We start from the raw sequence: 23,907 nt of genomic DNA, 5'->3' as shown, positions 1-23,907 counted from the left end.
ATGCCGGGGTCCACCGACAACGAAGGGGTACGGCAGCCGCCGTACCCCTTCCTCCCCGCTCACCCGCCGCCGGATTACAGCCCGTACTTCTCCCGGGCTTCCTTCACCGCCGTCGCCTTGACCTCGCCGCGTCGCGCGAGCTGGGCCAGGGCCGCCACGACGATCGACTCCGCGTCGACCCCGAAGTGGCGCCGCGCGCCCTCACGGGTGTCCGACAGACCGAAGCCGTCCGCGCCCAGCGACGAGTAGTCCTGTTCCACCCACTGCGCGATCTGGTCCGGGACCTGGCGCATGTAGTCCGAGACGGCGAGTACCGGCCCCTCGGCGCCGTGCAGTACCTGGCGGACGTACGGCACCCGCTCCTCGCCGCGCAGCAGCGCCGCGTCGGCCTCCAGCGCGTCGCGCCGCAGCTCCGTCCAGGACGTCGCCGACCAGACGTCGGCCGCGACCCCCCACTCCTCGGCGAGCAGCTTCTGCGCCCGGAGCGTCCAGTGGATCGCCGTACCGGAACCCAGCAGCTGGATGCGCGGGGCGTTGGCGGCCGGGGCGAGCCCTGCCTCCTCCGCCGTGCCGAAGCGGTACAGGCCCTTGACGATGCCCTCGTCGATGGCCGTGCCGGACGGCTTCGCGGGCTGCGGGAGCGGCTCGTTGTAGACCGTGAGGTAGTAGAAGACGTTCGGGTCCTCGCCCGGTGTCGCCTCGCCGTACATACGGCGCAGACCGTCCTTGACGATGGTCGCGACCTCGTACGCGAACGCCGGGTCGTAGGTCAGCGCCGCCGGGTTGGTCGCCGCGATCACCGGCGAGTGACCGTCCGCGTGCTGCAGGCCCTCGCCGGTCAGGGTCGTACGACCGGCCGTCGCGCCGACGAGGAAGCCGCGGCCGAGCTGGTCGCCGAGCTGCCACATCTGGTCGGCCGTGCGCTGCCAGCCGAACATCGAGTAGAAGATGTAGAACGGGATCATCGCCTCGCCGTGCGTCGCGTACGCGGTCGACGCGGCGATGAAGTCGGCCATCGAACCGGCCTCGGTGATCCCCTCGTTGAGGATCTGGCCGTTCTTGGCCTCCTTGTAGTACATCAGCTGGTCGCGGTCGACCGGCTCGTACGTCTGGCCCTTGGGGGAGTAGATGCCCAGGGACGGGAAGAGGCTCTCCATGCCGAAGGTGCGCGCCTCGTCGGGGACGATCGGCACCCAGCGCTTCCCGGTCTTCTTGTCGCGGACCAGGTCCTTGACGAGGCGGACGAAGGCCATGGTGGTGGCCACGTTCTGCGAGCCCGAGCCCTTGTCGAAGGCGGCGAAGGCCTTCTCGGCGGGGGCGGGCAGGGGCGCGAGCGCGTGTGTACGACGGGCCGGGGCCGGGCCGCCGAGGGCCGCGCGGCGCTCCTGGAGGTAGCGGACCTCGGGGGAGTCGGTGCCGGGGTGGCCGTAGGGCACCACACCGTCGACGAAGTCGCTGTCCTTGATGGGGAGTTCGAGCAGGTCACGCATCTGCTTGAACTCGTCCACCGTGAGCTTCTTCATCTGGTGGTTGGCGTTCTTCGACGCGAAGCCCTCGCCGAGCGTGAAGCCCTTGACGGTCTGGGCGAGGATCACGGTCGGCGCGCCCTTGTGGTCCAGGGCCGCCTTGTAGGCCGCGTACACCTTGCGCGCCTCGTGACCGCCGCGGGACAGATGGAAGCACTCGAGGATCTTGTCGTCGCTCAGCAGCTTCGCCATCTCGGCCAGCGCGGGGTCGGCCCCGAAGAAGTCCTGGCGGATGTAGGCCGCGTCGCGGGTCTGGTACGTCTGCACCTGCGCGTCCGGCACCTGGCGCAGCCGGCGTACCAGCGCGCCCGTGGTGTCGAGCGCGAACAGCTCGTCCCAGGCGGAGCCCCACAGCGACTTGACGACGTTCCAGCCGGCGCCGCGGAACTGGGCCTCCAGCTCCTGCACGATCTTGAAGTTCGCGCGGACCGGGCCGTCGAGGCGCTGCAGGTTGCAGTTGATGACGAAGGTGAGGTTGTCGAGGCCCTCACGGCTCGCGAGCGCGAGTGCGGCCGTCGACTCCGGCTCGTCCATCTCGCCGTCGCCGAGGAAGGCCCAGACGTGGGACTGCGAGACGTCCTTGATGCCGCGGGCTGTGAGGTACCGGTTGAAACGGGCCTGGTAGATCGCCGACAGCGGGCCGAGGCCCATGGAGACGGTCGGGAACTCCCAGAGCCAGGGCAGCCGGCGCGGGTGCGGGTAGGACGGCAGGCCGTCGCCCCCCGACTCGCGGCGGAAGTTGTCGAGGTGCCGCTCGGTCAGCCGGCCGTCGAGGAAGGCACGGGCGTAGATACCGGGGGAGGCGTGGCCCTGGATGTACAGCTGGTCGCCGCTGCCGTCCTCCTCCTTGCCCTTGAAGAAGTGGTTGAAGCCGGTCTCGTAGAGCCAGGCCGCGGAGGCGAAGGTGGCGATGTGGCCGCCGACGCCGTATTTGGAGCCACGGGTCACCATCGCCGCCGCGTTCCAGCGGTTCCACGCGGTGATACGGCGCTCCAGCGCCTCGTCACCGGGGACGGCCGGCTCGGCGGCGGTGGGGATGGTGTTGACGTAGTCCGTCTCGAGGAGCTTGGGCAACGCGACGCCGCCCGCCTCCGCCCGCTCCAGCGTGCGGCGCATCAGATACGCGGCACGGTGCGGGCCCGCCGCCTTGGCGACCGCGTCCAGGGAGGCCTGCCATTCGGCGGTCTCCTCGGGGTCCCGGTCGGGGAGCTGGTCGAGCTCGCTCGGCTGGATGGCGTGGGGGTCGGTCATGTCGCCGCCTTCCTCAGTCGAAGGGGGGTGCCCTTGGTCTTTGGCAGGACAGGGCTGGGGACCTCGGTGGAGGTCCGTCGGCGACAATAACTCGCTGATCGATGATCGATCAAAGGGTCCAGGGCAAAATATCTTGATTCCGAGAAAGTCGGCACGGAGTGTCTCCGGCGAAGACACCGGGTGCCGCTTCAGAAGTGGTGTTTTCGCAGGTGAGCAAGGGTGTGCTCGGGTGGGTCAGGCCCGGGGGGCGCACCCGAGCACATGCGCCTTGACGATCTCGGCGATACGCGGGTCGCGCCTGCGGAACGCGGCCAACAGCTCCTCGTGCTCCTCGGCGTACGACTGCTGAACGGTTCCCAGCCAGCGGATCGACAGCGCCGTGAAGACCTCGATGCCCAGGCCCTCCCAGGTGTGCAGCAGGACCGAGTTGCCGGCCGCCCGCACCAGCTCCCGGTGGAAGCCCACCGTGTGCCGCACCTGGCCCGTCCCGTCGGACTCCCGGTCGGCCTCGTACAGCGCGGCCACATGCGGCTCCAGCGCCGAGCAGTCCCGCGCCAGCCGCTCCGCCGCCAGCTCCGCCGCGATCGCCTCCAGACCGGCCCGGACCGGGTAGCTCTCCTCCAGGTCGGCCGCCGTCAGGTTCCGCACCCGTACGCCCTTGTTCGGCGCCGACTCGATCAGCCGCAGCGACTCCAGCTCCCGCAGTGCCTCCCGCACCGGTGTCTGGCTGACCTCCAGCTCGGTCGCGATCCGACGCTCCACGATCCGCTCGCCCGGCTTCCAGCGCCCGCTGACGATCCCCTCCACGATGTGCTCGCGGATCTGTTCGCGCAGCGAGTGGACGACGGGCGCGGTCATGAGGGCTCCTCGTTGCGAGGGGCCGTGCGGCCCCCGGGGGCGTTTGACGTTTAGACAATAAGGCCGCAGGCCCGTCCAGGAGGGGCGCACGGGGGCGCTTTCATGCAGGTGAGACGAGACTTACACGCTCTGCAGAGCGGCGCTCCCTGTAAAGACCCGTACCGGCCCCGACCCGGACCCGTCACCGCCGTGTCACCGGCGAAACCCCGGGCGGCCATCCGGTGTCGCGGTGGGCAGAGGGGTTTTCCGGTCAGGAGCCCCGCCGCACCACTGGGGGATGCGATGTTCATCGGGGGACGAACCGGACGGATCGCGTGCGTGGTCACCGTGGCCGTGACGATGGCCGTCGGAGGCTTCGTCGGATGCCACTCCTCGGGCACCGGAACGCACCAGCAGCGGCCCGCCAAGGTCCGCAAGACCAGGAGCGCGGGGGAGGCGACCGGTGGCCTCACCGCCCTGTCCGCCGCCGCCGGCTCCGGCGGGGCCTGCGTCTTCGTCAAGCCGGACGGGGCACAGAAGTTCGGACACGTCGGCTGGGGCTTCCGGGTCACCGGGACGGACCAGTGGGTCTACGGCGCCGTGGAGAACCCCACGAACAAGCTGTACACCCCGCCCGGCGGCGACATCGGAGCCTGGCACGCGCAGGGCTCGTACGCCCGCATGCTCAGCGACATGTCCCGGGACGCCCACTACCCGGGCAAGGTGAAGCACCCGTACACCCGTTACCGCTGCGTCTCGTCCTCGGCCGGTGACGTGGACCACGCCAGGGCGATGATCCACACCGTGGAGAGCCGGGGCTTCCTGGTCGGCATCGACCCGAAGACCGGCGAACTGACCTCCCGGGACTGCCTGGACGCCACCTACGACGTCCTGCACGCCTACCGGGCACGCCATCTGACGTACGCGCCCCACCTGGACATCCCGAACGTGTGGGTCGAGACCCTGTGGGACTGGAGCGACCACACGCTCACCCGGCGATAGGCGGCGACACCGACAGGCATACGACGGCGCCCCCGCCCGGAGAGCTCCGGACGGGGGCGCCGCACGACCCGACGGGGGTTACAGGCCGAGCTCGACCTCGAACTCGCCCGCCTCCAGGATCGCCTTGACCGCGGTCAGGTAACGGGCCGCGTCGGCGCCGTCCACCAGACGGTGGTCGTAGGAGAGGGTCAGGTAGGTCATGTCGCGGACGCCGATGACCGTGCCCTCCTCGGTCTCGATGACCGCCGGGCGCTTGACCGTGGCACCGATGCCGAGGATCGCGACCTGGCCCGGCGGCACGATGATCGTGTCGAAGAGCGCACCGCGCGAACCGGTGTTGGAGATGGTGAAGGTCGCGCCGGACAGCTCGTCGGGCGTGATCTTGTTGGCGCGGACCTTGCCGGCCAGCTCCGCCGTGGTCTTCGCGATGCCGGCGATGTTCAGGTCGCCCGCGTGCTTGATGACCGGGGTCATCAGGCCCTTCTCGGAGTCCACCGCGATACCGATGCTCTCGGTGTCGAAGTAGGTGATCGTGCCCTCGGCCTCGTTGATCTTGGCGTTGATGACCGGGTGGGCCTTCAGCGCCTGGGCCGCCGCCTTCACGAAGAACGGCATCGGGGAGAGCTTGACGCCCTCGCGCGCGGCGAAGGAGTCCTTGGCCCTGGCCCGCAGCTTCATCAGGCGGGTGACGTCGACCTCGACGACCGAGGACAGCTGCGCCTGCTCGTGCAGCGCCTTGACCATGTTGTCGCCGATGACCTTGCGGATGCGCGGCATCTTGACGGTCTGGCCGCGGAGGGGGGAGGCCTCCAGGGTCGGCGCCTTCTTGGCGGCGGCGGCCGGGGCCGCGGCGGCCGGAGCCGGGGCGGCGGCGGCAGCCTTCGCGGCCTCGGCGGCGGCGACGACGTCCTGCTTGCGGATACGGCCGCCGACGCCGGTGCCCTTGACGGAGCCCAGGTCGACGCCGTTCTCGGCGGCGAGCTTGCGCACCAGCGGGGTGACGTAGGCGCCGTCGTCACCGGAGGTGGCGGCGGGAGCCGGAGCCGGGGTGACCGGGGCCGGAGCGGCCGGCGCGGGAGCCGGAGCGGCCGGGGCCGGAGCGGCGGCGACCGGAGCCGGCGCGGGGGCCGGGGCGGCGGGCGCCGGAGCGGGGGCCGGCGGAGCCGCGGGGGCGGCCGGAGCCGGAGCGGCGGCGGCCGGTGCCGGGGCGGCCGGGGCGGGAGCGGCGGCGGGCGCGGCACCCGGGGCGCCGATGACGGCGAGCTTGGCGCCGACCTCGGCCGTCTCGTCCTCGCCGACCGTGATCTCCAGGAGCACACCGGAGGTGGGCGCGGGGATCTCGGTGTCGACCTTGTCCGTGGAGACCTCGAGCAGCGGCTCGTCGGCCTCGACGGAGTCGCCGACCGACTTCAGCCAGCGGGTGACGGTGCCCTCGGTGACGGACTCGCCGAGCGCCGGGAGGACCACGTCGGTGCCGGACGCGCCACCGGCCGGGGCGGCGGGGGCGGCCGGAGCCTCGGGGGCGGGGGCGGGGGCCGGGGCGGCCGGAGCCTCGGCCACCGGGGCCGGAGCGGCGGCGGGAGCCGGCTCGGCAGCGGGGGCCGGGGCAGCGGCGGGGGAACCGGTGCCGTCGTCGATCACGGCCAGCTCGGCGCCGACCTCGACGGTCTCGTCCTCGGCGACCTTGATGGAGGCGAGGACACCGGCGGCGGGCGAGGGGATCTCGGTGTCGACCTTGTCGGTCGAGACCTCGAGCAGCGGCTCGTCGGCCTCGACGCGCTCACCCTCGGCCTTCAGCCAGCGGGTGACAGTGCCCTCGGTGACGCTCTCGCCGAGCGCCGGAAGGGTTACGGAAACCGCCATGGTTTCGGTTGCTCCTTACGAATTGCGGAAGTCTGTGTCGTCGCTTGCGAGCGGAGTCGCTTCTCGACCGAGGGGTCAGTCGTGCGCGTGCAGCGGCTTGCCGGCCAGGGCCAGGTGGGCCTCGCCGAGCGCCTCGTTCTGCGTCGGGTGGGCGTGGATGAGCTGGGCGACCTCGGCGGGCAGCGCTTCCCAGTTGTAGATCAGCTGGGCCTCGCCGACCTGCTCGCCCATGCGGTCGCCGACCATGTGGACGCCGACCACGGCACCGTCCTTGACCTGGACGAGCTTGATCTCGCCCGAGGTGTTCAGGATCTTGCTCCTGCCGTTGCCCGCGAGGTTGTACTTCAGAGCGACGACCTTGTCCGCGCCGTAGATCTCCTTGGCCTTGGCCTCGGTGATGCCCACGGAGGCGACCTCGGGGTGGCAGTACGTCACCCGCGGGACACCGTCGTAGTCGATCGGGACGGTCTTCAGACCGGCCAGACGCTCCGCCACCAGGATGCCCTCGGCGAAGCCGACGTGCGCGAGCTGGAGCGTCGGGACCAGGTCACCGACGGCGGAGATGGTCGGGACGTTCGTCCGCATGTACTCGTCGACGAGGACATAGCCGCGGTCCATCGCGACGCCCTGCTCCTCGTAGCCGAGACCGGCGGAGACCGGGCCGCGGCCGACCGCGACCAGCAGGAGCTCGGCCTCGAACTCCTTGCCGTCGGCCAGGGTGACCTTGACGCCGTCGGCGGTGTACTCGGCCTTCGAGAAGAAGGTGCCCAGGTTGAACTTGATGCCGCGCTTGCGGAACGCGCGCTCAAGAAGCTTGGAGGAGTTCTCGTCCTCGACCGGGACGAGGTGCTTGAGGCCCTCGATGACGGTGACGTCCGACCCGAAGGACTTCCAGGCGGAGGCGAACTCGACGCCGATGACTCCGCCGCCCAGGATGATCGCGGACTTCGGCACGCGGTCCAGGACGAGGGCGTGGTCGGAGGAGATGATCCGGTTGCCGTCGATCTCCAGGCCCGGCAGCGACTTCGGCACGGAGCCGGTCGCGAGGAGCACGTGGCGGCCCTGGACGCGCCGGCCGTCCACGTCGACGGAGGTGGGGGAGGAGAGACGACCCTCACCCTCGATGTACGTCACCTTGCGGGACGCGATGAGTCCCTGCAGCCCCTTGTACAGGCCCGAGACGACGCCGTCCTTGTACTTGTGGACGGCCGCGATGTCGATGCCCTCGAAGGTGGCCTTCACACCGAACTGCGCGCTCTCGCGGGCCTGGTCGGCGATCTCACCGGCGTGCAGCAGTGCCTTGGTGGGGATGCATCCATTGTGCAGGCAGGTACCGCCGACCTTGTTCTTCTCGATCAGGGCGACGTCCAGGCCCAGCTGGGCCCCGCGCAGGGCCGCGGCGTACCCGCCACTACCACCGCCGAGGATCACTAGGTCGAAAACGGTGCTGGCGTCGTTCGCCACGTCACGTCCTCCATGCATGTGCGCCTACGCCGGTCAGCAGTGACCGGTCGGCGGCTGGTGTCCGGCCGCTCTTTCTTCGGCCCTGTGGTGGGGCCCTGTCCTGCCGAGCCCCATCTTCGCACTTGTCGGAGGTGAACGAGACGCCGGGCCGGTGTGTGAGACGTCCCACGTTCGGCCGAGCGGGCACGGAAGAGGGGGCTCCGCCCTACCCGCATGCGGAGCCCCCTCACTCACCGGGACGTCAGAGCGACATCAGCCCAGGTCGCCCGAGGCCGTCAGCTCGGCGAGACGGACCAGCGTCCGTACCGCCGTACCCGTACCGCCCTTGGGGGTGTAACCCCAGGCCCCGCCCTCGTTGAAGGCCGGTCCCGCGATGTCCAGGTGCGCCCAGGTGATCCCCTCGCCCACGAACTCCCGCAGGAAGAGACCCGCGACCAGGCCCCCGCCCATCCGCTCACCCATGTTGGCGATGTCCGCGGTGGGCGAATCCATCCCCTTGCGCAGGTGCTCGGGCAGCGGCATCGGCCACGCCGGCTCCCCGACCTCCTCCGCCGCCTCGTGCACCGCGGAGCGGAACGCGTCGTCGTTGGCCATGATCCCGAACGTCCGGCTGCCCAGCGCCAGCATCATCGCGCCCGTCAGCGTCGCCACGTCGACGATCGCGTCCGGCTTCTCCTGCGAGGCCGCCCACAGCGCGTCGGCGAGCACCAGCCGGCCCTCGGCGTCGGTGTTGAGCACCTCGACCGTCTTGCCGCTGTACATGCGCAGCACGTCACCGGGGCGGGTGGCCGAACCCGACGGCATGTTCTCGGCGAGCGCCAGCCACCCGGTGACGTTCACCTCGAGACCCAGACGCGCGGCGGCGACCACGGCGGCGAAGACCGCCGCCGCCCCGCTCATGTCGCACTTCATCGTCTCGTTGTGCCCGGCCGGCTTCAGCGAGATGCCGCCCGAGTCGTAGGTGATGCCCTTGCCGACGAGCGCGAGGTGCTTCTTCGCCTTGGAGGAGGTGTACGACAGCTTGACCAGCCGCGGCCCGGACGCCGACCCCGCGCCGACGCCCAGGATGCCGCCGTAGCCGCCCTTCTCCAGAGCCTTGACGTCGAGCACCTGCACCTTGATGCCGTGCTCCTTGGCCGCGGCCTGCGCGATGCCCGCGAACGCCTCGGGGTCGAGGTCGTTCGGCGGCATGTTGATCAGGTCGCGGGCCCGGTTGAGCTCCTCGGAGACGGCCGTGGCGCGGGCCAGGGCGGCCTTGTGCGCGGCGTCCCGGGGCTTGCCGCCCAGCAGCGCGGCCTCGCCGAGCGGCCCCTTGCCGTTCTTGGCCTTGGCGCCGCCGTTCGACCCGTTCTCCTTGTAGGTGTCGAAGGAGTACGCGCCGAGCAGCACGCCCTCGCCGATCGCGCCGACGTCGGTGGCGTCCCCGATCGGCAGCACGAAGGCGGCCTTCTTGACGCCGGTGAGGGCACGGGCGGCGGCGCCGGCCGCCTTGCGCAGCGCCTCGCCGTCGTAGCCGGAGTCCTTGTCGGGCTCGGCGCCGAGGCCGACCGCCACGACCAGCGGGGCCTTGAAGGCGGACGGCGCCGGCAGCTTCGTCACCTCGCCCTCGGCACCGGAGGCACCGAGGGTTTCCAGGACGCCGGCGAGCTTGCCGTCGTAGGCCTTGTCCACGGCTTCGGCGCCCGGTGCGACGACCGGGCCCCCCGCGCCCTTGGCGACACCGACGACGATCGCGTCGGCCCGCAGGCCGGGCGCCGCGGCGGTGCTGAGAGTGAGAGCAGTCACGGTGGTGATTTCTCGCTTCCGATGTGAAGTTCCAGTGGTCGATGTGTGTGGGTCGACCGGGCCCGACAGCCCACCCTGAATGCGGCGGCGAGGGTGCGGTTTCCGCGGGGCCTTCCCCGGTGCGTCGAACACTTTGGATGAGCCTACGCGTGTGCGTGCCCCGACTCACCCCGCTGCACAGCGGGGTGACAGGCATGGGCGATCATCCAGGGGAACGTTTCGCCTCATCCTGGAGCCTGTCCCTTGAGACGCCCGACCTTCCTGCTCGCCGCGCTGACCCTGCTGGCGGCGGGCTGCGGCACCGCGACCGACTCCGCCCGGCCGGCCGGGCACTGGCGGCCGCGCCCCGGTGTGGCCTGGCAGTGGCAGCTCAGCGGCCGGATCGACACCTCCGTGGACGTGCCGGTCTACGACATCGACGGCTTCGACCAGCCGAAGGCGACCGTCACCGCCCTGCACGACAAGGGCCGCAAGGTGATCTGCTACCTCTCCACGGGCGCCTGGGAGGACTGGCGCCCGGACGCGGGGAAGTTCCCCAGGTCGGTGATCGGCAAGGGCAACGGCTGGAAGGGCGAGCGCTGGCTCGACATCCGCCGCACCGGCGTCCTGGAACCACTGATGGCGGCCCGCCTCGACATGTGCCGCGACAAGGGCTTCGACGCGGTGGAGCCGGACAACATGGACGGCTACAAGAACGCCACCGGCTTCCCGCTCGAGGCGGCCGACCAGCTCCGCTACAACCGGCTCATCGCCCGGCTCGCCCACGACCGGGGCATGGCGGTCGGCCTGAAGAACGACCTGGACCAGATCCCCCGGCTCGTCGGCGACTTCGACTTCGCGGTCAACGAGCAGTGCGCCCAGTACGACGAGTGCGACGCCATGAAGCCCTTCATCACGGCGGACAAGGCCGTCTTCCACGTCGAGTACGAGCTGCCGACCAGCCGCTTCTGCGCCGAGTCCCGCAGGCTGAGGTTCAGCTCGATGCTCAAGAAGTACGAACTGGGGACCTGGCGCCGGGCCTGCTGAGGCTACCGCCCCAGCGACAGCACCAGCAGCGTCACCGTCGCCGCGGTCTCGGCGAGGCCGCCGAACACATCGCCGGTGATCCCGCCGAAGCGGCGAACGCAGTGGCGCAGCAGGAGTTCGGCGCCGGCCGCCGCGAGGACGACCGCGGCGGCGGCACGGAGGTACCCCTGTGCCCCGAAGAGCGGCCCCAGGGCCACCGAGATGACCGTGAAGGACAGCGCCGTGGCCAGCGCGGCCCCCACCGGGACCACGCCCGCGACCGCCGCCCCCAGCCCCTCCGGCCGGGCGGCCGGGACTCCGGCGCGGGCGGCCAGCGTGAGCGCGAGCCGGGCCGCGATCGCCGAGACGAGGGCGGCGGCGGCACCCCGGGCCCACGAGTCGCCGTAGAGCTGCGCGAGTGCGGCCACCTGGGCGAGCAGGACGAAGACCAGGGTGATCACCCCGAACGGGCCGATGTCCGACTGCTTCATGATCCGCAGCGCGTCCTCGGCGGGCTTGCCGCTGCCGAGCCCGTCCGCCGTGTCGGCGAGACCGTCGAGATGCAGCCCACGGGTGAGTACGGCGGGCACGGCGACGCTCGCGACGGCGGCGAGCGGCGCACCCGCGCCCAGGAGGAGCAGCAGCAGCCCGAGCCCGGCCGAACAGCCGCCGACCACGAGACCCACCATCGGGGCGTACGTCATTCCGCGGCGCGCGGCCTCCCGGTCCCAGCGGGTCACCCCGACCGGCAGAACCGTCAGCGTCCCGAAGGCGAAGCGGACGCCGTCGAGGAACGAGGGAGGGGGAGGGGGAGAGGTCGTGGGCACCGGCGCAGGTTACCCGTCGGTCGGGTGAGCGCCCCCAGCACCTACGAATAAAGTGCGCTTATGGGACATTGGCTCCAGCGCAACATCATCGAGCCCGGCAAGCTGCCGCTGCTCCTCGCGCTCACCTCGTTCGTGCTGACGTTCCTGATCACCCGGGTCATCACCCGTCTGATCCGGGCGGGCAAGGGGCCCTTCGGCAACGTGCAGGCCGGCGGGGTGCACATCCACCATGTCGTCCCGGGTGTCGTCCTCACGATCGTCGGCGGTTTCGGCGCGGTCGCCAGCGACCGGCACGGGTTCGGGTCCGCCGTCTGCGCCGTCCTCTTCGGCATGGGAGCCGGGCTGGTCCTCGACGAGTTCGCGCTGATCCTGCATCTCGACGACGTCTACTGGACCGAGGAGGGCCGTAAGAGCGTCGAGGTCGTCGTCCTCACCGCGGCCCTGGTCGGGCTGCTGCTCGCCGGGTTCTCGCCCTTCGGCGTCAACGACATGAGCCAGACGGAGCTGCACGACCGGGGCAGCGTCATCTCGACGGTCGCCATCAACTTCCTGTTCGCGCTGGCCGTGCTGAGCAAGGGCAAGACCCGGATGGCCATCTTCAGCGTGATCGTCCCGCTGGTCGGACTGATCGGCCTCCTGCGCCTGGCCCGCCCCGGCTCCCCCTGGGCCCGCCGCTTCTACGGCCGCCGTCCCCGCGCCCGGGCCAGGGCCACCCTGCGCGCCTACCGCCACGACAGGCGCTGGGCGGGCCCGCGCCGCAGGCTTCAGGACTGGATCGGCGGGAAACCCGACCCCGAACCCACCCGCGCCCTCGGCAGGTGACGCGGGGCGCGGCGGTGCCGCAGCGCCGAGATCAGACAGAGCACCCCCACCGCCGCGATCGCCGCCATGTGCTCCTTGCCGGCGAGATTGCCCTTCAGCATCACCTCGACCGCCATGGCCGCGGTGACCGCGCACACCGTGACGTACGCGCCGTAGCGCCACCCCAGGAACACCGCGAGGCCGACCACCGCCGCCGACGGGCCGGTGTCCACGACCAGGGCGTCCGAGGCCGGCAGCCCGAAGAAGCTGTCGAAGCCCAGCCGGATGCCCAGGCGGGCGTAGAGCGTCCCGGCCAGGGTCGCGGTGTACGCGATGACGAGCGTGCGCCACCGGCCGAGACCGATCTCCGCGACGCCGAAGACGAAGAGGATCTGCACGAGGGCGCCCCAGACGGGGAGGTCCGGTGCCGGCACGAACAGCGACACGGGTGTGCGCAGCAGGGCCAGCCACAGCGGGTCCTCGGCCCGCACACCACCGACGTTCTGCACGAACCGGTAGCCCCACGGCTGGTTCTGCGTGAGCTGTATGGCCGCCGTCAGCGCCACCGCCCCGAGCGTCAGGGGGATCGCCCGCGCCCGCAGCTCGACGAGCGGCTCGCGGATCGTGACGTACAGAAGTCCCCATTCGGCACGGGCCCAACGGGCAAGGGTGTTCATTCCGGTGGTCCTCGTCCGTACGGTTCCAGGTGCGTCAGCGGTACGTCTCTAGGTGCCTGCGATGCATCCACTTCGGCAGCCCCGGTGCCGTGGGGCCTGTCGCCGGATTCCCGCCTGCCGCGCGGCGTCTGGCACGCACGCTCGCCGCGTTGCCGAACCACCGACGTGGCTCCGCCACGACGGCGCTCCGGCGCCTTGCGATCGCACGCACCAGACGCCGCGCGGCCCGCCCTCCGGGCGGACGACGGGAATCCGGCGACAGGCCCCCCAGGAAGCCCTCCGCGCGGGCCGAGGCGATGCCGATGCGTGGCAGGTCCGCGCTCTTCTCGAAGAGCAGGAACCGCGGTTCCCAGATCGGCCGGTACTTGGCGTTGGCGCGGTACAGCGACTCGATCTGCCACCAGCGCGAGAAGAAGCTCAGCAGCGAGCGCCACAGCCGCAGCACCGGTCCGGCACCGAGCCGCGCCCCCCGTTCGAACACCGAGCGGAACATCGCGAAGTTCAGCGAGACCTGGGTGATCCCGATCTCCCCGGCGCGGCGCAGGAGTTCGATCACCATGAACTCCATGAGCCCGTTGTCCGAGTCCCGGTCACGCCGCATCAGGTCGAGCGAGAGACCGTGCGGCCCCCAGGGCACGAAGGAGAGCAGCGCCCTCAACTCCCCGTCGGAGTCGGTGCATTCGAGCATCACGCACTGTCCGTCGTCGGGGTCCCCGAGCCGCCCCAGCGCCATGCTGAACCCGCGCTCGGTGGCCCCGTCCCGCCAGTCGTCGGCCCGCTTCAGCAGATACGCCATCTCATCGGCCGGAATGTCCTCGTGCCGGCGGATGCGCACGCCGTACCCGGCCCGCTTGACCCGGTTGTAGGCCTGCCGCACGGTCCGCATCGCCCGCCCCTCCAGGGTGAACTCGGCGACCTCGACCAGGGCCTCGTCGCCGAGCTCCAGCGCGTCCAGACCGTGGCGCGCGTACACCGTCCCGGCCTCCTCGCTCGCTCCCATCACGGCCGGGATCCACCCGTGCGCACGGGCCTCGGAGAGCCATGGCTCGATGGCACCCGGCCATGCCTCGGGGTCCCCGATGGGATCCCCCGAGGCCAGCGACACGCCCCCGACCACCCGGTAGGCGACGGCCGCCTTGCCGGTGGGCGACCAGACGACGCTCTTCTCCCTCCGCAGGGAGAAGTAGCCCAGCGAGTCCCGCTTGCCGTGCCGCTCCAGCAGCTCACGCAGCCGCTTCTCGTCGTCCTCGGTGAGCGGGTCGACGGCGCGGCGGGAGCGGAAGGCGGCGTAGAAGACGGCCAGGACCAGGACCGTACTGAGCACGTTGACGGCGACGTTGACCCAGTTCGGCACGTCGATGCCGGGGAAGCGGGACTCGTCGACGGCGACCGAGATCAGCCGGAAGGTGCCGTAGCGCCAGCGCTCCAGGAACGTCGAACGCGCCGAGTCCGCCGCCTCGTTGGTGACGGTCACCAGCAGGGCGGCGAGCAGCGAGGCGACCAGGGTGCCGCCGACGGCGACGACGACCGCGAGCCGGGGGTTGGAGCGGTCGCCCTTCGCGTAGAACTCCTTGCGGCCGACGAGCAGCGCGGCGACGAAGGCGGCGGTGAGGACGAGCGAGATCCAGTTCTGGGCGTACTGCCGGATCTCGGGGAAGGTCAGGGCGAAGGCGAACAGGCCGAGGAACGGTCCGGCCAGGGCGAGGTTCAGGATCCACGCGGCCCGCTTGCGGCGCCGCATGGTGATGGCGAGGAAGGCGGTGAACACCCCCGACGCGAACCCCGCGGTCAGCAGATACGGGGTGAAGAAGTTCTCCTGGTTGTGCCGCCGCACGTCCTGCCCGAGGGAGACCCACACGGCACTGAGAAAGTTGACGAACGCGACGGCCCGCAGGTACCAGACGGCAAATGCGGCGGCTCGCCGCGAGGCATTTCGGGCATCTCCCATGAGAGAGGATCATATGGGGGATGCCCGCCTCAACCGCTCCATCTTTGGTAGGCGGTGCGGCCAACTTTCGGCTGCTTCACTCCTCCTCCTTCTCCTCCTTCTCCTTCTCCTCCGGCTCCTCCACCGCCGCCGGCTTCTCCGGCAACTCCGCGGCCAGCGCGGCGGCCGCCTGCACCAGCGGCAGCGCCAGCAGCGCCCCGGCCCCCTCGCCCACCGTCACGCCGTGCGACAGCAGCGGCTCCAGCGCCATCCGGTCCAGTGCCTTGGCCTGGCCCGGCTCCCCGCTGTCATGCGCGGCCAGCCACCAGTCAGGCGCCCGGAACGCGATCCGCTGCCCGACCAGCGCACAGGCGGCGGCCACCACGCCGTCCAGGATCACCGGCAGCTTGCGCACCGCGGCCTGCAGCAGGAACCCGGTCATCGCCGCGAGGTCCGCCCCGCCCACGGTCGCCAGCAGTTGCAGCTGGTCCCCGAGCACCGGTCGGGCCCGCCGCAGCGCGTCCCGGATCGCCCCGCACTTGCGCATCCACGCCAGGTCGTCGATCGCCTCGCCGCCGCGCCCGGTCACCACGGACGCGTCGGTCCCGCACAGCGCCGCGACCAGCACACCCGCCGGCGTGGTCCCTCCGACGCTCACATCGCCGAGCACCACCAGATCCGTACCGGAGTCGGCCTCCTCGTCGGCCACGGCGACCCCGGCGCGGAAGGCCGCCTCGGCCTCCTCGAGGGTCAGCGCGTCCTCGATGTCGATACGTCCGCTGCCCCGCCGTACCCGATGCCTCACCACGGCGTCCGGCAGTGTCCCCGGATCGCAGTCCAGGGCGAGATCCACGATCCGCACCGGCACGTCGAGCCGTCGCGCCAGCACCGACACGGGCCGGCCGCCCTCCAGGATCTCCCGCACCAGCCGCTCCGCACTGCCCGCGGGCCGCGCCGAGACGTCCAGTTCGGCGATCCCGTGGTCGCCCGCGAAGAGCACCACCCGGGGCCGTTCGATCGGCCGCACCGGCACGGCGGACTGCGCCGCGGACAGCCACTCACCCAGGTCGTCGAGGCGGCCCAGCGATCCGGGCGGCACGATCTGACGCTCCCGGCGCGCCTCGGCGTCGCGGCGCACCCCGCCGTCGGGGCGCTCGATCAGATCGGTGAAGTCGTCGAGATTAAGCGAGCTCATTCGCCGAACAGTACCGGCACCGGTCGAACAAGTCGGCGCCACATGGCCACCACGGGCCCCTGACGTCGTTGCCCCCGGGATCCAGATCCCCTACGTTCCCTGTTGTGTCCCTTTTGTGGGGAATTGACGTACGCCTTGGGGAGCCGCCCATGAACCGCCTGCGCACCCGCGTCGCCGACCTCGACCGCCAACGCCGCCACCGCTCGACGGCCCGCGCGGTCCAACGGCTCCTCCCCGAACCGGAGAGCTGGCTGGACATCGGCACGGGCGAGGCGCACTTCCCCGGCACCGCAAAGGAACTCTTCCCGTACACCTCCTTCGACGGCACCGACCCCGACCCCCGGCTGATGCTCGCCCGCGAGGCCGAACGCGTCGAGGAGGCCTACGTGGGCACCCTCACCGACCCCTCCCTCGCCGCGGCCCTGCGCGCCCGCTACGACGTCACCACCCTGCTCCGCCCCCCGGCCTCCACGGACGAACTCCACGCGGCGCTCGCCACTCTGCGCCCCACCGGCCTCCTGCTCCTGGAGATCCCCCACCCCCAGGCCGAGCCCCTGCGCGCCGCACTCGCATCCCAGAACTGCGCGATCGTCACATCGACCCGGCTGGTCCTGGACCGCGTCGCGGCGAACTCCCACCGCCTGATCGCCCGCCGACCCGCCTAGGTGCCCTTCTGACGGATCTCCGCGGCGACGCCCGGCCGCACACCGTCCCTCACCCGCACACCGTCCCTCACCCGCGCACCGTCCCTCACCCGCGCAGCACCACTGCCTGCCCCGCCACCACCAGCACCACCTGCTCACACTCACCCGCGATTGCCGCGTTCAACCGCCCGAGCTCATCCCGGTAGCGCCGCCCCGAGGCGGTCGCCGGCACGATCCCGGACCCCACCTCGTTGGACACGGCGACCACGACCCGCCGCGTCGAACGCACCGCCTCCGTCAACTCCCGCACCCGCTCCCGCAGCGCCCGCTCACCCCCGCCAGCCCACACCGCGTCGTCCCACGCCCCGACGGAGTCCATCGCGTCCGTCAGCCACAGCGACAGACAGTCGATCAGCAGCGGCGCCCCGTCCCGCGCCAGCAGCGGCACCAGATCGCATGTCTCGGCCGTACGCCACGACCCGGGCCGCCGCTCCCGGTGCGCCGCGACCCGGGTCGCCCACTCGCCGTCGCCGCCCCGAGTGCCACCGGTGGCCACGTACAGCACATCCGGAAAGGCCTCCAGCCGCCGCTCGGCCTCGACGGACTTGCCCGACCGTGCGCCGCCCAGCACCAGGGTCCGCCGCGGCACGTCGGGCACGTCCTCGTACACGCCGACGGTCAGCGTCGCCCCGTCCGGCACGGCCCGCGCCCCCGCGGCCGCGAGCCGCCGGCGCAACTCCGCGCCGGGCGGCACATCGTGGTCCAGATGGACGGCGACGACATCCGTGGTCGGCCCGACCGCCCCCACCGCCCGCAGCTTGGCCAGGGCGTCCGGCCGCCCCACGACATCGGCGAGCACCATGTCGTACGACTCCGCGCTCCCGTTCCCGTTCTCCAGCCCGGCGGGCGCGCCCCCGGGCGGCAGATACAGCAACCGCTGACCGTGGGGTCCGGTCACCGCGTATCCGGTCCCCGGCGCGTCCATCGCCACGGCCCGCACCCGATACCCCGTCAACGACGCCAACTCCCGCCCGTCCGGCACCCGTCCGGGCTGCGGCAGCCCGGCGGGCACCTCCACCACGGGCCCGTCGTGCGGATGCGACAGCAACACCTGCCGCACCCCGCCGAGCGAATGCCCGGCCCGCGCGGCGGCGAAGGCGGCACCGGGCGTCAGATCGAGCAGCAGCGCCCCGTCGACGAGCACGGCGGTGGCCGCCCGGGCGTCCGCCCCGAGGGCGAGGGCGCAGGCGGCGCAAGCACAGTCGGGGCGGGGGAGCCCGGCGGGGGCACCGGTACCGAGCAGAGTCACTTCCACAGAAATGATTTTCGCCGATGTGCGGCTGCGCTGCGTGGGCGCAACCACCCCCCACCAGCCGGTAGACGATCAACTACCGTAGGTTGCTCACGGCTCAACCCAGCGGAGGCGACATGGCGGCATGGACGTGGCGGTTCGAGAAGGCCGACGGCGGGGAGGTCCAGCCCGCGGTTCAGCCCGAGGAGTTCACCACGCAGGGAGATGCCGAGTCCTGGATCGGTGAGCACTGGAAGGCCCTGCTGGACGGCGGCGCCGACCAGGTGCGGCTGTTCGAGGACTCCGCGGAGATCTACGGCCCGATGAGCCTGCGTTCGGCGGAGGCATAGGCGTAGCCGCAGGCGCAGGGAGGAAGAGGGGCGGCCCGCCGGCCGCCCCTCCCCTCACACCTCGCCCAGCGTCACATCGACCTTCTTCTCGATCCCGTTGCGGGTGAACGTCACCGATGTCCTCTCTCCCGGCTTCTGAGCCGCGAGCGCCTCGGACAGGGAGGTGATCGTCGTGATGTCGGTGTCACCCAGCCGGGTGATGATGTCCCCGGCCTCGATCCCGGCCTTGTCGGCCGCCCCACCGCTCTTGACCTCGACGACGGCGACCCCGGCGGCCTGGTAGCTGTCGTCGACGACCGTACGGCCCGTGATGCCGAGCGCGGCCCGACCCGAGTCGGTGACCTTGCCGCTCTCGACGATCTGGCCGGCGACCGTCTTCACCATCGAGGCGGGGATCGCGAACCCGATGCCGGGCGCCGCGCTGCCGCCGAGCTCGGGGTCGGTCGCGGCGAGTGTCGGGATGCCGATGACCTGGCCGTCGAGGTCGACGAGGGCGCCACCGCTGTTGCCCGGGTTGATGGCCGCGGACGTCTGCACCATGTTGGGGATGGTGGCGCCCGTACCGCCGTCGCTGCCGCCCTCGCTGACGGTCCGTCCGGTCGCCGACACGATGCCCTGGGTGACGCTGGACGACAGCCCGAGCGGTGAGCCCATCGCCAGCACGATCTGCCCGACCTGGACCTTCGAGGAGTCCGCGAAGGAGGCCGCCTTCAGCCCGCTCGGCACCTTGTCCAGCTTGACGACGGCGAGGTCCTGGTCGGGGTAGGAGTAGACGAGCTTCGCCGTGAGGGTGTCCTCGCTGTTGGCGGTCGTCACCTTGAAGGTCTTCTCGTTGCCGACCACATGCGCGTTGGTGACGATGTGCCCCTTGTCGTCGTAGACGATCCCGGACCCCAGGGAGCTGCCGGCCTCGATCTGCACGACCGACGGCAGCGCCTGCTTGATCACCTTCTGGTAGTCGCTCTGCAGATCGTTGCCCGACTTCCGCACGACCGCCTGCGCGGCCTGTGTGGTCGAGGTCTCGGTGCCGGACGGCCCGGACGCGGAGCAGCCGGCGACCAGGGCGACCGAACAGCACAGGACCGCGACGGACGCGACCAGCCGGGGGGCACGGGAACGGGAGTCAGCCATGCCCCGAGTCTCCTGTCGGGCGCACGGCCGGGCCCGCGCTGTTGGCCCGAACGGGTTAGCGACCCCTGGGCTCCCTGGGCCCTTGCCCCCGTGCTGTTCAGCCCCGCACGCCGCACAGATGCAACAGGGCGGCCACCCGGCGGTACGGGTCCGTCCGTCCGGCCCGCTCCTCGACCGCCAGCAGGCTCTCCAGGTCGGCGGGCGGCTCCGCGTCGTCCGCCGCGGTGTCCGTGAACACCCGCACCCCGTACCAGGCCTGCAGGGGCGCCGCGATCCCGGCGAGCGTCGCCGTGAGGGTCTCCAGACGGTCGGCGCGCACATCGAGCCCGAGCCGGTTGGTGTACGACACCGTGTCGAAGGCCTCCAGGGCCCCGGCCCAGTCGCCGTACAGGCCCGGCCGCATGGCCAGCGCGTCCGCGTTGCGCACGAGCAGCGACAGCAGGCCGCCCGGGGCCAGCATGCGCGCCACCCCCGCGAGCAGCGCGTCCGGCTCCTCCACGTACATCAGCACGCCATGGCAGAGCACCACGTCGAAACTGCCCGGCAGGAAGTGCACACCGGTGTCCCGGCCGTCGCCCTGGACGATCCGCACCCGCTCCCGGATGCCCTCCGGCTCACCGGCGAGGGCCTCCCGCGCCGCCGCGACCATCGTGGCGTCCTGCTCCACACCGGTCACCTGATGACCGGCCCGGGCCAGCCGCAGTGCCTGCGTGCCCTGGCCCATCCCGACGTCGAGCACCCGCAGCCGCTGTCCGACGGGGAAGCGCCCGGCTATCTGCTCGTCGAGCTGCCGGGCCACCAGCTCCTGCCGTACGGCATTCCGCAGCCCACCCAGCTTCGCCAGCCAGGATTCCGCCGCGCCCCCGGAGAACGACGTCGTGCTCAGGGCCGCTCTCCGCGCTTGACCTGCGGCTTCGGCAGCCGGAGACGGCGCATCTGGAGGGAGCGCATCAACGCGTAGGCGACGGCGCCACGGCGGTTCTGGTCGGCGAAGCGCTCACCGAGCGCCTTGCGCAGCCGCAGACCGCTGATGACGGAGTCGAGCACGATCAGCACGATCACGACGAGCCACAGCAGCAGCGCGATGCTCTGCAGCGCGCCCACCCGCACCACGCTCAGCACGAGGATGACCACGGCCATGGGCAGGAAGAACTCCGCCACGTTGAACCGCGAGTCCACCCAGTTGCGCGCGAACTTGCGCACCGGGCCCTTGTCGCGGGCGGGCAGATAACGCTCGTCACCGCCCGCCAGCGCCTGGCGCTGCCGCTCCAGCGCGGCACGGCGCTCGTCGCGCTGGCGCTTGGAGGCGTCCTTGCGCGTCAGCGAGGTGTTGGCCACGCTGCGGCGCTGGGACTGGGCCTCATTGCGCTTGGGGGTGGGGCGACCCTTCGGGGCCTGCGGGTCACGGGGCTGCTTGGAGTCGACCGGCGACGCCTTGTCGGCGACTGCGGCCTTCTCGTCCTTGGCACGGCTACGGAACACAAAACCCAAGGGTACGGGGTGGCCGGGGTTGGACCCCAGCCCGGCGGGGAACGATCCGGCAACACCAGTCGTCATGTAAGGGACAGAGGGGGCGTTGCGCACGATCCGGCTACGTCGGGGGGACACCTACTCCCTACGCCGGAGCGGGTCAGGGTGCAGTCGTCCTTGGGGATGAGCGCATCCGTCCCCGAACAGTGCGTCAATGGATGCAGGGCCCGTACTGTGGGTTCTGTCGCAGAGCTGGAGCTGGAAGTCCGTCAGAAGGGGGCGCGCGAAGCCCATGAGCGGTGTCATGAAGCGTATGGGGATGATCTTCCGCGCGAAGGCGAACAAGGCCCTTGACCGGGCCGAGGACCCGCGCGAGACCCTCGATTACTCGTATCAGAAGCAGCTGGAGCTGCTCCAGAAGGTGCGCCGGGGCGTGGCGGACGTGGCCACCTCCCGCAAGCGCCTGGAACTCCAGCTGAACCAGCTGCAGTCGCAGTCCTCGAAGCTGGAGGACCAGGGCCGCAAGGCGCTCGCGCTGGGCCGCGAGGACCTCGCCCGTGAGGCGCTGTCCCGCCGTGCCGCGCTCCAGCAGCAGGTCACGGACCTCGAGACGCAGCACGCGACGCTCCAGGGCGAGGAGGAGAAGCTCACCCTGGCGGCCCAGCGGCTGCAGGCCAAGGTGGACGCCTTCCGCACCAAGAAGGAGACCATCAAGGCGACCTACACCGCGGCCCAGGCGCAGACCCGGATCGGTGAGGCCTTCTCCGGCATCTCGGAGGAGATGGGCGACGTCGGCCTGGCGATCCAGCGCGCGGAGGACAAGACGGCGCAGCTCCAGGCCCGTGCCGGCGCCATCGACGAGCTCCTCGCGTCCGGCGCCCTCGACGACCAGTCCGGGATGCACAAGGACGAGATCCAGGCCGAGCTGGACCGGATCTCCGGCGGCTCGGACGTCGAGCTCGAACTGCAGCGCATGAAGGCGGAGCTCGCCGGAGGCTCGTCCCAGCAGGCGATCGAGGGCGGCACAGGGCAGGCTCAGTCCCAGCAGCAGCCGCAGGACACCCCGCGCTTCGACAAGCAGTAGGGGCCACGCCTAGGAGGCCGACATGGGCGACATGGTCGTACGGATCATGGGGGAGGGTCAGGTGAGGCTGGCCGACAGCCACCTCACCGAGCTCAACGAGCTGGACGACGAGCTCCTGAGGGAGATGCAGAACGGCGACGGCCCCGGCTTCCGCCGCACCCTGCAGGCCCTCCTCGCCAAGGTCCGCGACCTGGGCACCCCCCTGCCCGACGACGCCCTGGAACCCTCCGACCTCATCCTCCCCTCCCCGGACGCCACCCTGGAGGAGGTCCGGGAACTGCTGAGCGACGACGGACTGATTCCCGGCTGACGGCCGCCCCCCTCTCATCGCGTCCGGTATGTCCCGACGCCGGTCACGGAATCTCAGCTCGTCCGGAGTCTGAGGACGAGGCCGTTCAGGCCGAGGCGGGGGGTCTGGGGGCGGCAGCCCCCGGAGCCTGCCGCTCCGAGGTACGGCTACCACCAGTTCCGCGCAGGTCAAGCGCCCCGTACTGTTCAGGCGTGGGCACACTAGAACGCACCCGGTGCCGGCTGAAGGCGCACCCCCTCGCGCTGGACGCGGCCCTGGCAGCCGGCGTCCTCGCCTGTATGGTCGCCGGTTCCTTCGTGGACCCGCACGGCAGGAACGGCGTGACCTGGGGCGTCCGCACCCCCGACCTCCTGTCGCTGGTCCTGATGACCCTCGGCGCCCTCGCCCTGGTCTTCCGCCGCCGCGCCCCCAGGACCGTCCTCGCCCTCACCGGCACCGTCTCGCTGATCGAGTGCGTCGCCGACGACCCCCGCGCCCCCGTCGCCATGTCCGCGGTCATCGCCCTCTACACCGTCGCCTCCACCACCGACCGCCCCACCACCTGGCGCCTCGGCCTGCTCACCATGACCGTCCTGACCGGCGCCGCGATGCTCGGCGGCCCCCTGCCCTGGTACGCCCAGGAGAACCTCGCGATCTTCGCCTGGACCGGCATCGGCGCGACCGCGGGCGACGCCGTACGAAGCCGTAGAGCCGTCGTCCAGGCCATCCGCGAGCGGGCCGAACGGGCGGAGCGGACCCGGGAGGAGGAGGCCCGGCGGCGGGTGGCCGAGGAGCGGCTGCGGATCGCCCGTGATCTGCACGACGTGGTCGCCCACCACATCGCCCTGGTGAACGTGCAGGCCGGAGTGGCCGCCCATGTGATGGACAAGCGCCCCGACCAGGCCAAGGAGGCCCTCGCCCATGTCCGCGAGGCCAGCCGCTCCGCGCTCAACGAACTGCGCGCCACGGTCGGTCTGCTCAGACAGTCCGGTGATCCGGAGGCCCCCACCGAACCGGCCCCCGGCCTCGCCCGCCTCGACGAACTCGTCGGCACCTTCCGCAGCGCGGGCCTGCATGTGGAGGTCGCCCGCGCGGACCACGGCACCACCCTCCCCGCCGCCGTCGACCTGGCCGCCTACCGGGTCATCCAGGAAGCCCTCACCAACGTCCAGAAACACGCCGGCATCGAGGCGAAGGCCGAGGTGAGCGTCGTCCGTGTGGGCCCGGACATCGAGGTCACCGTCCTCGACAACGGCATCGCCGAGGGCGCCGCCCCCGACGACGGATCCGACGAGGGCGGCGGCCACGGCCTCCTCGGCATGCGCGAACGTGTCACCGCCCTGCGCGGCACCCTCACCACCGGTCCACGCTACGGCGGCGGGTTCCGCGTCCATGCGATCCTGCCGGTCAGGACCCGGTCGGGGGCATCGGAGGACGCCGTATGACCCACCCGCGGAACTACCGCGCACCCCACGGAAGTTGTCGTGG

21 protein-coding genes are annotated in these 23,907 nt (G+C 71.6%); 8 read left to right on the top strand and 13 right to left on the bottom strand.

The features are described 5' to 3' along the window. Positions 1–74: 74 nt before the first annotated feature. Positions 75–2,777: a pyruvate dehydrogenase (acetyl-transferring), homodimeric type gene (aceE, locus tag ABZT17_RS26405; protein ID WP_356352074.1), complete on the bottom strand. Its 2,703-nt coding sequence runs from the start codon at positions 2,775–2,777 to the stop codon at positions 75–77. A 234-nt stretch (positions 2,778–3,011) separates the two neighbouring features. Then, complete coding sequence (locus ABZT17_RS26400) at positions 3,012–3,635, bottom strand: GntR family transcriptional regulator (RefSeq protein WP_356352073.1); 624 nt, start codon at positions 3,633–3,635, stop codon at positions 3,012–3,014. Between the two features lie 318 nt (positions 3,636–3,953). On the opposite strand from ABZT17_RS26400, the gene ABZT17_RS26395 reads away from it, so the two are divergent. Beyond that, positions 3,954–4,616 carry a hypothetical protein gene (locus tag ABZT17_RS26395; protein ID WP_356352072.1) on the top strand — a complete coding sequence of 221 codons (663 nt, stop codon included), beginning with the start codon at positions 3,954–3,956 and terminating at the stop codon, positions 4,614–4,616. Between the two features lie 78 nt (positions 4,617–4,694). Here the strand turns inward: ABZT17_RS26395 and sucB are convergent, their stop codons facing one another. From sucB to ABZT17_RS26380, 3 genes are all read right to left on the bottom strand, one after another. Then, entirely contained in the window at positions 4,695–6,479 is a 1,785-nt protein-coding gene (gene sucB, locus ABZT17_RS26390) for a 2-oxoglutarate dehydrogenase, E2 component, dihydrolipoamide succinyltransferase (RefSeq protein ID WP_356352071.1), read from the bottom strand. Positions 6,480–6,554: 75 nt separating this feature from the next. Next, positions 6,555–7,943, bottom strand: coding sequence for a dihydrolipoyl dehydrogenase (gene lpdA, locus ABZT17_RS26385; RefSeq protein ID WP_356352070.1), 1,389 nt, complete (start codon positions 7,941–7,943; stop codon positions 6,555–6,557). Positions 7,944–8,195: 252 nt separating this feature from the next. After that, positions 8,196–9,728, bottom strand: a complete 1,533-nt coding sequence (locus tag ABZT17_RS26380) for a leucyl aminopeptidase (RefSeq protein ID WP_356352069.1) — start codon at positions 9,726–9,728, stop codon at positions 8,196–8,198. 243 nt (positions 9,729–9,971) lie between these two features. Between ABZT17_RS26380 and ABZT17_RS26375 the strand changes: the two genes are divergently transcribed. Beyond that, complete coding sequence (locus ABZT17_RS26375) at positions 9,972–10,754, top strand: endo alpha-1,4 polygalactosaminidase (RefSeq protein WP_356352068.1); 783 nt, start codon at positions 9,972–9,974, stop codon at positions 10,752–10,754. Positions 10,755–10,756: 2 nt separating this feature from the next. Here ABZT17_RS26375 and ABZT17_RS26370 read toward each other — a convergent pair whose 3' ends face one another. Next, entirely contained in the window at positions 10,757–11,560 is an 804-nt protein-coding gene (locus ABZT17_RS26370) for an adenosylcobinamide-GDP ribazoletransferase (RefSeq protein ID WP_356352067.1), read from the bottom strand. Between the two features lie 60 nt (positions 11,561–11,620). Here ABZT17_RS26370 and ABZT17_RS26365 point away from each other — a divergent pair, with 60 nt between their 5' ends. Beyond that, positions 11,621–12,382, top strand: coding sequence for a hypothetical protein (locus ABZT17_RS26365; protein ID WP_356352066.1), 762 nt, complete (start codon positions 11,621–11,623; stop codon positions 12,380–12,382). On the opposite strand, the gene ABZT17_RS26360 is transcribed toward ABZT17_RS26365, so the two are convergent. The 3 genes from ABZT17_RS26360 to cobT form a co-directional block, all read right to left on the bottom strand. Then, the gene (locus ABZT17_RS26360) at positions 12,325–13,038 is read right to left on the bottom strand and encodes a hypothetical protein (protein WP_356352065.1); all 714 of its coding nucleotides are present in this window, start codon (positions 13,036–13,038) and stop codon (positions 12,325–12,327) included. The two genes, ABZT17_RS26365 and ABZT17_RS26360, sit on opposite strands and share 58 nt — an antisense overlap. Before the next feature lie 34 nt (positions 13,039–13,072). After that, the gene (locus tag ABZT17_RS26355) at positions 13,073–14,986 is read right to left on the bottom strand and encodes a phosphatidylglycerol lysyltransferase domain-containing protein (protein ID WP_356352064.1); all 1,914 of its coding nucleotides are present in this window, start codon (positions 14,984–14,986) and stop codon (positions 13,073–13,075) included. A gap of 76 nt (positions 14,987–15,062) precedes the next feature. Continuing rightward, positions 15,063–16,160, bottom strand: coding sequence for a nicotinate-nucleotide--dimethylbenzimidazole phosphoribosyltransferase (gene cobT / locus ABZT17_RS26350; RefSeq protein WP_356352063.1), 1,098 nt, complete (start codon positions 16,158–16,160; stop codon positions 15,063–15,065). 149 nt (positions 16,161–16,309) lie between these two features. On the opposite strand from cobT, the gene ABZT17_RS26345 reads away from it, so the two are divergent. Further along, a complete protein-coding gene (locus ABZT17_RS26345) occupies positions 16,310–16,825 on the top strand; it encodes a hypothetical protein (RefSeq protein ID WP_356352062.1) in 516 nt (171 codons plus the stop codon). An 85-nt stretch (positions 16,826–16,910) separates the two neighbouring features. Here ABZT17_RS26345 and ABZT17_RS26340 read toward each other — a convergent pair whose 3' ends face one another. After that, positions 16,911–18,119 (bottom strand): bifunctional adenosylcobinamide kinase/adenosylcobinamide-phosphate guanylyltransferase, encoded by a 1,209-nt coding sequence (locus ABZT17_RS26340; protein ID WP_356352061.1) that lies wholly within the window; start codon positions 18,117–18,119, stop codon positions 16,911–16,913. A gap of 113 nt (positions 18,120–18,232) precedes the next feature. On the opposite strand from ABZT17_RS26340, the gene ABZT17_RS26335 reads away from it, so the two are divergent. Beyond that, complete coding sequence (locus ABZT17_RS26335; RefSeq protein ID WP_356352060.1) at positions 18,233–18,445, top strand: hypothetical protein; 213 nt, start codon at positions 18,233–18,235, stop codon at positions 18,443–18,445. 54 nt (positions 18,446–18,499) lie between these two features. On the opposite strand, the gene ABZT17_RS26330 is transcribed toward ABZT17_RS26335, so the two are convergent. The 3 genes from ABZT17_RS26330 to ABZT17_RS26320 form a co-directional block, all read right to left on the bottom strand. Next, complete coding sequence (locus ABZT17_RS26330; RefSeq protein ID WP_356352059.1) at positions 18,500–19,576, bottom strand: trypsin-like peptidase domain-containing protein; 1,077 nt, start codon at positions 19,574–19,576, stop codon at positions 18,500–18,502. Between the two features lie 97 nt (positions 19,577–19,673). Further along, positions 19,674–20,375 (bottom strand): methyltransferase domain-containing protein, encoded by a 702-nt coding sequence (locus ABZT17_RS26325; protein WP_356352058.1) that lies wholly within the window; start codon positions 20,373–20,375, stop codon positions 19,674–19,676. An 83-nt stretch (positions 20,376–20,458) separates the two neighbouring features. Then, positions 20,459–21,133 (bottom strand): DUF3043 domain-containing protein, encoded by a 675-nt coding sequence (locus ABZT17_RS26320; RefSeq protein ID WP_356352057.1) that lies wholly within the window; start codon positions 21,131–21,133, stop codon positions 20,459–20,461. Between the two features lie 217 nt (positions 21,134–21,350). Between ABZT17_RS26320 and ABZT17_RS26315 the strand changes: the two genes are divergently transcribed. The 3 genes from ABZT17_RS26315 (at position 21,351) to ABZT17_RS26305 (ending at position 23,864) form a co-directional block, all read left to right on the top strand. Next, the gene (locus tag ABZT17_RS26315) at positions 21,351–22,130 is read left to right on the top strand and encodes a PspA/IM30 family protein (protein ID WP_356352056.1); all 780 of its coding nucleotides are present in this window, start codon (positions 21,351–21,353) and stop codon (positions 22,128–22,130) included. Positions 22,131–22,161: 31 nt separating this feature from the next. After that, positions 22,162–22,440, top strand: coding sequence for a hypothetical protein (locus ABZT17_RS26310; protein ID WP_356352104.1), 279 nt, complete (start codon positions 22,162–22,164; stop codon positions 22,438–22,440). A gap of 191 nt (positions 22,441–22,631) precedes the next feature. Then, the gene (locus ABZT17_RS26305) at positions 22,632–23,864 is read left to right on the top strand and encodes a histidine kinase (RefSeq protein ID WP_356352055.1); all 1,233 of its coding nucleotides are present in this window, start codon (positions 22,632–22,634) and stop codon (positions 23,862–23,864) included. Positions 23,865–23,907 lie beyond the last annotated feature (43 nt).

Source organism: Streptomyces sp. NPDC005648, assembly GCF_040605395.1.
Taxonomy (GTDB): Bacteria; Actinomycetota; Actinomycetes; order Streptomycetales; family Streptomycetaceae; genus Streptomyces.
The sequence above is the reverse complement of the archived record's forward strand: the minus strand, read 5'-3'. Positions and strand labels throughout refer to the sequence as shown.